At 69.3% G+C, this 12696-nt stretch carries 11 protein-coding genes; 2 read left to right on the top strand and 9 right to left on the bottom strand.

Annotated features, from left to right (window positions below; all coding sequences use genetic code 11):
* Window positions 1–74: 74 nt before the first annotated feature.
* The 5 genes from HCR68_RS06915 to HCR68_RS06895 all read right to left on the bottom strand — a co-directional run bounded on the left by HCR68_RS06915 (window position 75) and on the right by HCR68_RS06895 (window position 6768).
* Complete coding sequence (locus tag HCR68_RS06915) at window positions 75–1916, bottom strand: subtype A tannase (protein WP_167148012.1); 1842 nt, start codon at window positions 1914–1916, stop codon at window positions 75–77.
* A gap of 162 nt (window positions 1917–2078) precedes the next feature.
* Window positions 2079–2765: a DUF1345 domain-containing protein gene (locus HCR68_RS06910; protein WP_243858972.1), complete on the bottom strand. Its 687-nt coding sequence runs from the start codon at window positions 2763–2765 to the stop codon at window positions 2079–2081.
* A gap of 138 nt (window positions 2766–2903) precedes the next feature.
* On the bottom strand, window positions 2904–4340 hold the full coding sequence (gene fumC, locus HCR68_RS06905) for a class II fumarate hydratase (RefSeq protein ID WP_167148010.1): 1437 nt from the start codon (window positions 4338–4340) through the stop codon (window positions 2904–2906).
* Window positions 4341–4441: 101 nt separating this feature from the next.
* Complete coding sequence (locus tag HCR68_RS06900) at window positions 4442–5323, bottom strand: purine-nucleoside phosphorylase (RefSeq protein WP_167148008.1); 882 nt, start codon at window positions 5321–5323, stop codon at window positions 4442–4444.
* On the bottom strand, window positions 5320–6768 hold the full coding sequence (locus HCR68_RS06895) for a cytosine permease (RefSeq protein WP_167148007.1): 1449 nt from the start codon (window positions 6766–6768) through the stop codon (window positions 5320–5322). Before HCR68_RS06895 ends, HCR68_RS06900 begins: the two co-directional genes overlap by 4 nt.
* A gap of 301 nt (window positions 6769–7069) precedes the next feature.
* On the opposite strand from HCR68_RS06895, the gene HCR68_RS06890 reads away from it, so the two are divergent.
* A complete protein-coding gene (locus HCR68_RS06890; RefSeq protein WP_167148005.1) occupies window positions 7070–7258 on the top strand; it encodes a CsbD family protein in 189 nt (62 codons plus the stop codon).
* 70 nt (window positions 7259–7328) lie between these two features.
* Here the strand turns inward: HCR68_RS06890 and HCR68_RS06885 are convergent, their stop codons facing one another.
* From HCR68_RS06885 to HCR68_RS06875, 3 genes are all read right to left on the bottom strand, one after another.
* Entirely contained in the window at window positions 7329–8510 is a 1182-nt protein-coding gene (locus HCR68_RS06885; RefSeq protein ID WP_167148003.1) for a hypothetical protein, read from the bottom strand.
* A gap of 38 nt (window positions 8511–8548) precedes the next feature.
* The gene (locus HCR68_RS06880; RefSeq protein WP_167148001.1) at window positions 8549–9199 is read right to left on the bottom strand and encodes a peptidase; all 651 of its coding nucleotides are present in this window, start codon (window positions 9197–9199) and stop codon (window positions 8549–8551) included.
* A 152-nt stretch (window positions 9200–9351) separates the two neighbouring features.
* Entirely contained in the window at window positions 9352–10020 is a 669-nt protein-coding gene (locus tag HCR68_RS06875) for a ferritin-like fold-containing protein (RefSeq protein WP_167147999.1), read from the bottom strand.
* Window positions 10021–10325: 305 nt separating this feature from the next.
* Between HCR68_RS06875 and HCR68_RS06870 the strand changes: the two genes are divergently transcribed.
* Window positions 10326–12014 (top strand): DEAD/DEAH box helicase, encoded by a 1689-nt coding sequence (locus tag HCR68_RS06870; protein ID WP_167147997.1) that lies wholly within the window; start codon window positions 10326–10328, stop codon window positions 12012–12014.
* Between the two features lie 38 nt (window positions 12015–12052).
* Here the strand turns inward: HCR68_RS06870 and HCR68_RS06865 are convergent, their stop codons facing one another.
* Complete coding sequence (locus tag HCR68_RS06865; RefSeq protein WP_167147995.1) at window positions 12053–12691, bottom strand: MarC family protein; 639 nt, start codon at window positions 12689–12691, stop codon at window positions 12053–12055.
* Between the last annotated feature and the right edge of the window lie 5 nt (window positions 12692–12696).

Raw genomic sequence — 12696 nt, 5'->3', positions numbered from 1 at the left:
CGGATGGAAACCGGCCCCTCAACCGATCTGGCGCCGCCGTTATTCCCCGGGATCGTTCCCGGGCCCTGCCCCGCTCAGGCTCCGGCCTGCTGGGTGACCCAGGCGATGAAGTTCTCCTCCCCGGTGCCGGTCAGCTCGGCCATCGTGTGCCCCTGGCCCCAGATGGTCGCGAAGTCGACGTTGTCGGCTCCGGCCTGCTGGAGCGCCAGGGCGAGGTTGAGCTCCACGGTGGAGGCGGTGTCGCCCTGAGTGATGCCGGTGCGGATGCGCCAGGACGGGGCGATGGTGGAGGTGCCGTGTCCCTTGGAGTCCTGGGTGAGGTAATAGAGGGGGTCGTACATCGATACTCGCGTCACCATGTCCGTACCGACCGAGTCCTTCGTCGCCAGGTCCGTCTCGTAGGCGGAGATGCCGTAGTCCTCACTCCAACCGCTCAGGGACGAGTACCTCGACTGCCCCTTGGAGATGACCTCGCGACTGGAGGAGGAGAAGTGCAGCTTGTTCTCGCCCGAGCCCATGACGAGGTTCTCGGTCTGGGCACGGTCGACGCCGTCGAATGCCCCCACGTCCTTGGAGGCGTTCTTCTGGGAGGTGACGAAGCCCTCGAGCCCGGTGATCGTCGCGGTGTTCGTGGAGGCGTCGTAGGTGACCCACTGCGCGGAGGAGTTGAGGGAGGCGATGTACTCCTCCACCGTGTTGTAGGTGGTGGACTCACTGCTGGACTGACCATCCGCTGCGCCACCAGCGGGTGCGCTGCCGGAGGGGGGTGTCCCGCCGTCGCCCGCGTCACCGGGTGCGCCGCCGGAGGGTGCGCCACCGCCGCCGGGTCCCATCCCCGCCATCTCGGTGGACGAGGGCGTGTAGGGGAAGGTGGTGGCCGCTAGGAAGTCGTTGAGGGACTTCTGGATGAGCGCCACGAGGTGGTCGTAGTAGGAGCCGGCGAGGTAGGTGCCCTGGGAGGAGGACTCCAGGCTCAGGGGCTTGCCGCTGGAGTCGGTGAGCTTCAGCGCGTTGAGGTAGGTCGGGAAGGCGGCCGCGAGGTCCTGGGAGTAGGCCTTCGTCCAGGTGCCCTCGGCCCGGGTGCCGGAGGAGGCGAACTGTCCCATGTTCCACTCGTAGGCGGCGTTGGCGCTGTCCAGGGTGGTGATGGGGCACCAGCACATGGCCCCGGCGACGGCGTCGGACAGGGCCTTGCCGTCCGAGTCGGTGGTGGCGGCGCCCAGGGCGGCCAGGTAGGGGGCGAACAGCCCGCTGTCGCCCGAGGCCCCGGCGACGGCGCTCTGGGCCCCTCCCCCGCTGTGCCCGAAGACGTAGACCTTGGCGGCGTCGCCGGGGACCGAGGCCGCGTTGTAGCGCCGGTAGCGCACGGCGGCCTTGAGGTCGGTGACGCCCCAGGGCGCGTTGCCGGAGTAGGTCTGGGAGTTGGAGTCCTTGCCGCGCAGGCCCGCGTGGACGTAGATGAAGCCGGCCTCCATGTAGGCCTTGACGGTGTCGTAGGAGTACTCGGTGGGCGGCTTCTGGGCGGAGTAGCCCGGGGTGTTGACCGGGAAGACGGTCGGTGCGGTGGCGGCCGTGAAACCGCCGACGGCGCCGGAGGCGTTGATGGTGGCGGTGTAGGTGCCGTTGCCGTTGTCGGTCGCCGAGAGGTAGGCGCCGGGCACGTAGATGCCCAGGGTCTCGTAGTCGGAGGCCTGGGGCGTGGCCACATAGCTCAGGCCCAGCTGGTAGTAGACGTCGCCCGTGGCGTCGTAGCGCCAGGCGGCGTTATCCAGGGCCAGCTTCGGGTCGGTGGGGGCCTGCGACGAGGACGCGACGGAGGCCTGCGAGGCGGCTCCCCCGGCGGAGCAGGCGCCCAGTCCCAGGAGCCCCGCCGTGGCGGGCAGGGTGGTCAGGATGGTGCGTCGTGGCAGGTTCATGGCATCTCCCTCCGGCGCACCTCCTGGCGCGCCTGGGTCGGGTGTCGTCGTACGCGGCTAGCACATCACTCTAAGGCGAGGAGTGCCCCATGGCGCGTCTGTGCCGCCTCTGTGAGTCGAGAGCGTCATCGACGCTGGTGTGGCGTCAGGGACTGCAGGAGCCTAGCCGTTGCTGGTGATGATCTTGAAGGCGACCGCCATGACGATGGCGTTGTAGAAGAAGGCAAGAATGGAGTGCACCGTCACTGTCCACCGCATGCGCCTCGAGGTGATGGTGACGTCCGAGGTGGCGAAGGTGGTCCCGATGGTCATGGCGAAGTAGACGTAGTCGGTGAGCTCCGGGTCCTTCGCACCGGGGAAGGAGAGGGTCGGACCGTAGAGCTGATCAAGACGCTCGTAGTGGCGGGCATAGCTCAGGTGGAGGAGGAGCCATCCCAGGATGGCCATCAGCACCGTCACCACGTTGAACACGGACCGGACGAGCATCAGGATCGTGGCCCTGTCGGTCTCAAGAATCTCGGGAAGACGATCCACGATCCCCTGAGGCACGCTCAGCTCGATGACTCCTCCGATCAGCCCCATGAAGGCGGCGGCCACCGGAGTCCACCCCAGGAGGAAGACCATCCAGTAGTGCAGGTTCAAGGCGGGCTCCCGGGTGACGTCCTCGTCAGGGACCAGGCGTCCACGCCAGGCGGACCACAGCGTGACGAGCACATAGATGAGCGTCAGAAGGGTCCAGGCCAGCATCGAGGAGAAAGCGATCCGGGTCTCTCCTCCGACGATGGACGCCAGGCCCAGGATGACGAGGAGCGCCTCAATGAGGAGCCCCATGGTGCTCGAACGGGTCATGGTCGCCAGTGTGCCATCTACGGCCGCGCGGTCCCGCGACTCGAGCAATGCGAGTAGAACGCGACGGCGCCACTGCCTGCTTCTCGCACGGCAGCGGCGCCGTCGTCCAGATGGAGACCTGCGATGGCCTGGCTGAGATCAGTCCTCAGCGGCGCTGGGGTGCGTCATGTCCATGGGCACGACCCACTTGTCGAACTCCTCGGCGGTGACGAAGCCGAGCTCGAGGGCGGACTCGCGCAGGGACAGGCCCTTGTGGTGCGCGTTCTTGGCGATCTTGGAGGCCTTGTCGTAGCCGATGTGGCGGTTGAGGGCGGTGACCTGCATGAGGTTGGTCTCCAGGTTGGCCTCGATCCGCTCGGTGTTGGGCTCGATGCCGTAGGCGCAGTTGGTGTCGAAGGAGACGCAGGCGTCGCCCAGGAGCTGGATGGACTCCAGGACGCACCAGGCCATGACCGGCTTGAAGACATTGAGCTGGAAGTTGCCCTGGGAGCCCGCGAAGCCGACGGTGGCGTCGTTGCCGAAGACCTTCGTGGCCACCATGGTCATGGCCTCGCACTGGGTGGGGTTGACCTTGCCGGGCATGATGGAGCTGCCGGGCTCGTTCTCCGGGATGATGAGCTCGCCGATGCCGTTGCGTGGGCCGGATGCGTACCAACGCACGTCGTTGGCGATCTTCATCAGGGCGTCGCCCAGGACGCGCAGGGAGCCGGAGACCTGGACCAGGGCGTCGTGGGCGCCCAGGGCGGCGAAGAGGTTGTCCGCCTGGGTGAACTCGATGCCGGTCTCCTCGCTGATCTTGGCCGCGCACAGTGCGCCGAACCTCGGGTGGGCGTTGAGACCGGTGCCCACGGCGGTCCCGCCGATGGCCAGCTCGCGGGCGCGGGAGTCGGCGTAGCGGATGCCGTCGAGGGCGAAGTCGATCTGGGCGACCCAGCCGCTGATGACCTGTCCCAGGGTGATGGGGGTGGCGTCCTGCAGGTGGGTGCGCCCCACCATGACGACGTCGGCGTAGGCCTTGGCCTTGGCGTCCAGGGTGTCGCGCAGCTGCTGGACGCGCGGGTACATGGCGGCCAGCTCGTTGACGACGGCGATATGCATGGCCGTGGGGAAGGTGTCGTTGGAGGACTGGCCGCGGTTGACGTGGTCGTTGGGGTGGACCGGGGTCTTGGAGCCCCGCTCGCCGCCGGCCAGCTCGATGGCCCGGTTGGAGATGACCTCGTTGGAGTTCATGTTGGACTGGGTGCCCGAGCCGGTCTGGAAGACCACGAGCGGGAACTCCGCGTCGAGGTCGCCGGCGATGACCTCGTCGCCGGCCTTGGCGATGAGGTCGGCGACGTCTGCGGGGAGCTCTCCGAGTTCGGCATTGGCCAGGGCGGCGGACTTCTTGAGGATGCCGAGGGCCTTGATCATGGGGCGGCCCCACACGAAGGTCTCGCGACCGATGTCGAAGTTGTGCAGGCTCCGCTCGGTCTGGGCCCCCCAGTAGCGGTTGGCGTCCACCTCGATGGTGCCCATGGAGTCGGATTCGGTACGGGTCGTGACAGCCTGGTCGGGCGTCTTTGCATCAGTTGTCATAGGTGCAAGGTTAGGTGCTCACGGTCGCTGAGGTGCGAGGACGGGTGTCCCAGACGCGTCTCAGATCGCTACGGGCCAACGACGCCGGGCACCGACGCCTGTCATGGCATTGCCGCCAGCACCGCTTCGATGCCGGCGGCGACCGTCGTGCGCGCGGCGGCCGCGAGGCGGACGACCTCGTCGGGGTCGGTGGGCTCCTGCGCGAAGGACAGGTCGGAGACGATGCTCATGCCGGCCACGCGCACACCGACCTGGTGCAGGACGATGGCCTCCATGACAGTGGACATGCCCACGCAGTCCGCGCCAAGGGCCTCCAGCATCCGGGTCTCCGCCATGGTCTGGTACTCCGGGCCGCGCAGGGCGGCATAGACCCCGGAGCGCTCAGTCACGGCGCCTACCGCCTCGACGAGCCCGGCGTCCCACACCCCACGCACGTCAACGAAGACCGGGCCGGTCAGGGGCGAGGAGCCGGTGAGGTTGAGGTGGTCGGCGATGGTCATGACCTCACCGATCCTCCAGCTGCGCAGGCAGCCGCCGGCGTTGACTAGGACCGCCGCGCGCACCCCGGCGGCGGCCGCGATCCGGGCCAGGGCGACCACCGGCCCGGGACCGTGTCCCTCGTAGAGGTGGGTGCGCCCCCGGGCCACGAGCACGCGCACCTGTCCCCCACCGTCCTGCTCATAGCGGTCGACGACGTAGGAGTCGAGACGGTCCTCATGACCCGGTGCGACCGGGGCGAGGACTCCCGGCAGGTCGGACAGGGGCAGGCTTTCCGCCGGCTCGCCCCAGGCGGCCAGGGCGCCGGCGACACCGGATCCCAGGACCACCAGGAGGTCGTGGCCAGGGGCGCCGGTGCGCCGGGCGATCTGATGAGCTCCCTCCAGGGCGGGCCCCGGACCGTCAGGCCCCGCGGAGGCGCACAGGGCCGTCATGCGCTCAGAACCGATGGCTGTACCGGGAACGGCGGACACGTCGTCGTTCATGAGCGGGCCTCCTGCCGGGCCACTCGACCCCGTCCCAGGGCGAGGTGCCCGAGCAGGCCGATGAGCAGGGCCACCAGCACACCGAGGTTGGCGCCGGCCCAGGCCCCCTCGCGGCCGCCCAGCGGCCCGAGCAGGTAGCCCTGCCAGGACAGCCAGGAGGCGGCCGAGTTGACCACGAGCCCCCATCCGACGACGGAGCCCACCGCCACCAGGCCGATCGCCTCCCAGTTGACCGAGCCGTAGACGCCGTCGGGCGTGAAGAGGGCCTCCTCGTCGTAGTCGCGGCGGCGCAGGATGACCTCGGCGACCATGACGCCGGCCCAGGCGGCGATGGCCACCCCCAGGGTGGTCAGGAAGCCCTGGAAGGGGCCGAGGAAGTCGTCGGCGCCGAAGATGACGGCGATGGTGCCCACGGTCATGATGGTGGCGTCGATCGAGGTGGCCACGTGCCGGCGCACAGGTAGGCCGGTGGCCAGCAGAGACAGGCCCGATGAGTACAGATCCATGATGATGCCCCCGGCGAGCCCCAGGATGGCGACGATCGCGAAGGGGACGAGGAACCAGGTGGGCAGGATCGTGGTGAGGGCGCCGATGGGGTCGGCGTTGATGGCCTCGCCGAGGGCGGCGTCGGAACCCACCAGGAGGATGCCGAAGAAGACGAGGACCACGCACGGCAGCGCCGAGCCCAGCGTCGTCCAGCCGATGACGCCGGCCGTCGAGGCCTTGCGGGGCAGATAGCGGGAGTAGTCGGCGGCGGCGTTGACCCACCCCAGGCCGAAGCCGGTGGCCACCATGACCAGGGCGCCGGTGAAGGCGGCGGGGCCACCGGAGGGCAGCGCCAGGAGCGTGCGGAAGCTGATCTGGGGTGCGACGAGCACCAGGTAGACGACTGTCAGGATGCCGGTGGCCCAGGTGATCCAGGTCTGCACCTTCATGATGGCCTCGAAGCCGAGGATGCCTGCGCTGGCCGCCAGACCGACGGTGAGCAGGAATCCCAGGACCTGGGCGCCGACCTGGTTGTGCCATCCCAGTGCCTGAAGCACCGTTGCCGAGGCCAGGGTGGCCGAGACGCACAGAACGGTCTCCCAGCCCACGGTGAGGATCCAGGACAGGGCGGCGGACAGGCGGTTGCCGTTGTAGCCGAAGGCGGCCCGGGACAGGGCCAGGGTGGGAGCGCTGCCCCGCTTGCCCAGGACGGCGATGACGCCGCACAGGAGGAACGACAGGACGACGCCGACGCTACCGGCCACCACCGCCTGCCAGAACGACAGGCCGAAGCCCAGGACCCAGGCACCCCAGGACAGACCCAGCACGGAGATGTTGGCGGCGAACCAGGGCATGAACAGGTCGCTGGGGCGACCCTTTCGATCAGTCTCGGCGATGACGTCAAGACCGGCGTTCTCAACTCGGGAGGCGGAGGGGGGCTCCGCAGGTGCAGTGCTCATGGACGATCGACCTCGGTGTCGGAATCGGGGCGCCTGCGGGGACGGACGCCGCACGGAAGAACGGCCACTGGACGTAGTGAGGCGTTCAGGACGAAGTGTACGGCCACAGCAGACGGACGGTCGCGGCGGAGTGGTACTCCGAGCACCCCTCCACCTCAGAGAATAAGAACAACCGAGGTTTCTCCCTGTTTCTATAGAAACTCCCATCGGATACCGGGCAACATCTCAGAGGACGACGTGTAGGGTCGAAGACTGAAACCCGGTCTCCGCCTCAGGAGGCCCGTCACAGAAAGGAGCTCATATGGGCGACAACGGAACCTTCGACAGGATCGCGGGCAAGGCCAAGGAGGCTGCCGGCAAGGTCACTGGCAGCAAGGAGACCGAGACCGAGGGCAAGCTCCAGCACGCTGAGGGCAAGGTCAAGGAGGTCGCAGAGGACGCCAAGGACGCCGTCAAGGGCGCGGTCAACCGCCTCAAGGGCGACAAGTAGGACGGCCTCGAACGAACGGCGCCCGACCCCCTTCGCGGGGGTCGGGCGCCGTCTGGTTGTCGATACGGGTTCAGCCGTCTGCGGGAATGAGAGTCGGTGCCACGTTGACCACGCTCTGCGAGGGGTCGGCCTGCCCCCAGGAGTTGTTCCCCCAGGTCCAGGTCCCCTCGTCGACCGTGGCCCACGTGTCGTAGCCGGAGGTACCGATCCGGCTCACGCCATCGACCTTGTCGACCTGAACCAGTCCGGACGGGGAGTCCGAGACAGCGCCGTTGACCTGCCCGTAGCGGTTGGAGCCGAAGCACCACACCTTGCCTTCGGTCAGTGCGCAGGTGTGCTCGTAGCCCGAGACGAGCTCGGTGGGGACAGCCGGGAGCTTGCCGACCTCGAGGGCCTGGTTGACGAGCGCCTCGTCAGTCTTCTTGCCGAGCTGACCGACCTCGTTGGCGCCCCAGGCGTAGACGGTGCCCGATTCGTCCACGGCCACGGCGAAGCCCTTCCCCACGCTCAGTGCGGAGATCTTGACCTTCTCAAGCCCGGGCACCGCCGTCGGCGACACGCGCGCGCCCTGAGTGTTGGCCTGCGCATCGGCACCCCAGCAGGAGACTCCGGTGCCGTTGGAGGAGCAGACGAAGGATCCGCTGCCGGCACGCAGGAAGGCCGGTTTCGTGGCGGCTGGGGCGGCAGCGGACGGGCCGGAGGCCGCCGACTGCGTTCCGGGCCAGAGCCAGTGCCCACCCAGGGCCCCCGCCACCAGTCCGACGACGAGGACGCCGACCGCGACGACCGGCAGGACCCAGCCACGGCGCGGAACACCGTCCGAGTACTGGGGCGCGGCCTGACTCGACTGCATCTCGGTCACGACGGGCAGCGGCTGCAGCCGATAGCCCTGCGGCTGCGGCTGCGTCGGCGTCACCGCCTGCGGCTGAGGCGGCTCGGCAGCAGCCGACTGCGACGCACCGTAGTCCACGGTCGACTCGTCAGCATAAGGACCCCCATAGGCGCCGTCGGAGGCGAAGACGCTTCCTGGTGCCCCGTAAGGGGGCATGGGCTGCTGCTCGGGTGACTGCTGCTGCGCAGGCGGGTAGCCGGTGGACTGGGGGGAGTATCCGGCGGACGAAGCGATCTGTTCGAGCTGCGCACGTTGCTCAGGCGTCCAGGCATGACCGGCGACGAGAGCCTCCCGAGCACGCTCAGGACTGCCACCGATGAACCACAGCACCCTGTCCCCGTCGAGCATCCGGTCATCCATGGGCCAGACCTCTCCTCAACGTGAAGGAACGATATGCGTCAGTACGTCAGCCTGCGGCGCGCCATGAGCATGGCAGCGCCCGTGGCACCGGCTCCCACGGCCATCCAGGCGGCGGTTGTCCCCGCACCGGTCTGCGCGAGTGCGGGGCGGCCGGCACTGGCGGTACCGCCCTGGCGAGGGGCCGCGGCCTGCTCGCGCGGAGTGTCAGCGGAGCCCTGGGCATCGGCGGAGCCCTGGTTGGAACCCTCACCGGAAGCGGCCGGAGCCGCCTCAGAGGACTCCTCGGGAGCCGCCTCGCCCTGGGGGGCCTGCTGCTCAGGAGCACCCTCGGAGCCGGCGGGGCCACCCTGACCCTGCTCACCCTGGCCCTGTTCGGCAGGAGCGGCCGTCTTGTTCTGCTGCGCAGCGGCGTTGTCGGCGCCGGGCGCCTGCTGGTCGGCCTTGCCCGCGTCGTCCGCGGGGGCAGGGGCCGGGGCCGGGGCGGGCTCCGGAGCAGGCGCAGGCTTACCGCCCTCGGGATCGGGGACAGCGGGGGCGGGCGTCTTGGGCTCAGGGTTAGCAGGAGAGTCGGCCTGCGGCGCAGCCTGCTCGGCCGCCGGAGCAGGATCCGACTCGGCAGCGGCCGCACCGACCGGGACGACGGACAGGGCAACGGCCGCGGACGCGGCCATCCACACACTTCGCTTCATGGGAACTCCTTCAGCGCCGAGAATCGCGGTTCTCAAGGCTGGTCATAGGGCTTGGATGCCGACACTTTACCCAGCAGCACCCCGGTCATGTCACGTTGCCGACACGGGCACCACTTCCACTGTTAGATACCCCACATTATGGTGGTGCATCATCAGACCCTCAGCCCCAACCCCCTCATCCGAGAGACGGCCCCCTGCGACAGCACCGTGTGGAGCTGCTCGGGAGCCAAGGATCCGAGCAGCTCGGGGAACTGCCCGAGCAGCCTCTGGAAGGTTCCGATCTCCTCGCCGACGACGCGCCTGCCCCACAGCCCCAGGCGTGCGGCCAGCTGGGGGTCGACGGCGATGACGGCCTCCAGCTCGGCGACGGCGTAGGAGCCGATCGGGTCCTGGCTGAGCTCATCAATGAGCCCGCTGCGCAGAGGCTCGGTCAGCGAGTCACTCAGCGCCATACCGAAGTCGATGAGCAGGCCGAAGGCGATATAGGTCTTGAGAAGTCGCTCGGCCCAGTCCAGGGGGCGCAGGCGCTCGTCGAAGTCCCCCAGGACGTCCGTGAAGCGCTCGGCAGCCCCGGCGGCGTCGATGCCGTGCGCCGAGGCCAGCGCCACGACCCGATCGAAGGACCCGACCTCCCAGGCACTCATGCGCAGCAGGTCGACTCGGGCACCCATCCGAGGAGCCCGGTCGGCGTCCTTGGCGTAGCGAGTGCAGGCAGCCGTCCTGGAGATGGCGACGACACCGACGACCGACAGCTCATGGGGGCCGACCCGCATCGGGGTGGAGGCGCTGGGCTGCGGTGACGACGTCGGCTCCTGAGTCATGGCCCCATCGTAGCCGGGTCCTTGCACGCACGAACCAACCACGAACCATCCGCGCACAAGCCACTGACCGACACAGTGACATCAGACACGCCGCGGCACGTTTCCTCACCGGGGGGCGCCATCGCGACGTTTTCCCGCTACGCTGACGGCGTCCACGGTTGCCCGGTCGTCAGATGGACTCAGATATGACTCGCGATCGGCTGCCACACCCGACGGCGCCACCGCCCACGCAGCGCACATGAGCCGTGCGCGCGAGCGACAGCCGCGCCGGACCGGATCAACCTGACCAGAAGACAAGGAACCTCGTGAGCAACGAGCAGCACGGGGCCGACGCCGTCGAGCCCGCCAACAACTCCACAGACGAGCAGACCACCACCAACGCCACCGACTCCACCGACGCCTCCACCTCAGGGATCATCGAGACGGCCGGCGCCCACGCCCCCGTCCTGGACGAGGCCACTCCCGACATCACCGACGAGGGCGACCAGGTCGACCTGACCCGCAGAACCTTCGCCGACTTCGGCGTCGAGCCGGAGATCTGCGAGGCCCTGGCCGCCAAGGGCATCACCCACCCCTTCCCCATCCAGGCCCTCACCCTGCCGGTGGCCCTGGAGGGCCAGGACATCATCGGCCAGGCCAAGACCGGCACCGGCAAGACCCTGGGCTTCGGCATCCCCCTGCTCATGGACACCCTGGGTCCCGGGGAGGAGGGATGGGACGAGGACCCCGCCTCCGGCAGCCCGCAGGGCCTGGTCATCCTGCCCACCCGAGAGCTCGCCAAGCAGGTCGCCGAGGAGCTGGCAACCGCCGCCGCCAAGCGCACCGTGCGCATCGTCCAGGTCTACGGCGGGCGCGCCTACGAGCCCCAGATCGAGGACCTCGAGCGGGGCGCCGAGGTCGTGGTGGGAACACCCGGTCGTCTCATCGACCTCATGGACCGCGGCGTGCTGGACCTGGCCCACGTGACCACCGTCGTCCTGGACGAGGCCGACGAGATGCTGGACCTGGGCTTCCTGCCTGACGTGGAGAAGATCCTGTCCCGCACCCGCGCCGACCGGCACACGATGCTGTTCAGCGCCACGATGCCCGGCGCCGTGGTCGCCCTGGCACGCCGTTACATGACCCGCCCCACCCACATCCGTGCCCAGGACCCGGGTGATGAGGGCATGACCGTGCAGACCGTTCAGCAGGTCGTCTACCGCACCCACTCGATGAACAAGGTGGAGGTCGTCGCCCGGATCCTGCAGGCCGAGGGACGCGGACGCACCATCATCTTCGCGCGCACCAAGCGCACGGCGGCCCGGGTGGCCGACGACCTGCGCGCGCGCGGCTTCGCCACCGCCGCCCTCCACGGCGACCTCGGTCAGGGGGCGCGGGAGCAGGCCCTGCGCGCCTTCCGCAACGGCAAGGTGGACGTACTCGTGGCCACCGACGTGGCCGCCCGCGGAATCGACGTCGACGACGTCACCCATGTCATCAACTACCAGTGCCCTGAGGACGAGAAGATCTACGTCCACCGCATCGGACGCACCGGTCGCGCCGGCAACTCCGGCACAGCGGTCACCTTCGTGGACTGGGACGACGTGCAGCGCTGGCGGATCATCGCCAAGGCCCTGGGCCTGCCCATCGAGGAGCCGGTGGAGACCTACCACACCAGCGAGCACCTCTTCACCGACCTGTCGATCCCCGAGAAGGTCACCGGCCGCCTTCCCCGCCACAAGCGCACCCTGGAGGGCCTGGACGCCGAGGAGATCGAGGACCTGGGCGAGACCGGCAGGCGCGGTCGCAAGCAGTCCGGCCGGCAGGACGGTCGCGGTGGACGCGACGACCGCGGCCGACGGGGCCACGGCGGCAGGGACACCAAGCGCGGCGAGCGCTCGCGCTCCCGGCGCTCGGCCGACGGCGAGGCGAAGCCCCGGCGCAAGCGCACCCGCAAGCGCACTCGCGGCGGCCGTCCCATTGGCGGGCCGACTGACGGGGCCGCCGGCGAGTGATCTCTACTCACCCGGAACTCACCTGACCGACCCGGGTCTCACTCGGGCTGGAGGCGGGTCTCCAGGAAGGCGAAGACGCCGTCGGCCATGATCTGGACGGCGATCGCCGCCAGGAGCAGCCCCATGACCCGGGTGAGGATCCGGATGCCGGAGGTACCCAGCACCCGGTTGAGGCCCAGGGAGAAGCGCAGCGCGATCCAGACGACGACGTGCGTGCCGATGATCGCCGCCGTCACGGAGACCCATCCGGCCAGGCCGCCACCGGTGGCGTCCACGGCGACCATCGCCGCCACGATCGCCCCGGGGCCGGCCAGCAGAGGCGTGCCCAGGGGGACGAGGGCGGCGTTGGAGGTGACGGCGTCGGGGTCGGGGCTCTCATCGGCCTTGTCGGTCAGCAGCTCAAGGGCCACCAGGAGCAGGAGCAGTCCGCCGGCCACCTGGAGAGCCGGCACCGAGATGCCCAGGAACTTCAGGATGTAGCGGCCGAAGACCGCGAAGAGCAGGATGACGCCGAAGGAGACGACCGTGGCCTGGCGGGCGGAGGCGGCGCGCTCAGCCCGGTTCTGCCGCGAGGTCAGCGATAGGAAGATCGGGATGGCCCCCAGAGGGTCCTGGATGACCAGGAGCGTCATGAAGGTCGTGGCGAAGACCGTGGGCTCGAAGACGGACTGCAGCATGATGG

The organism is Actinomyces sp. ZJ308 (assembly GCF_011752065.1).
Classification (GTDB): Bacteria; Actinomycetota; Actinomycetes; order Actinomycetales; family Actinomycetaceae; genus Actinomyces.
The sequence above is the reverse complement of the archived record's forward strand: the minus strand, read 5'-3'. Positions and strand labels throughout refer to the sequence as shown.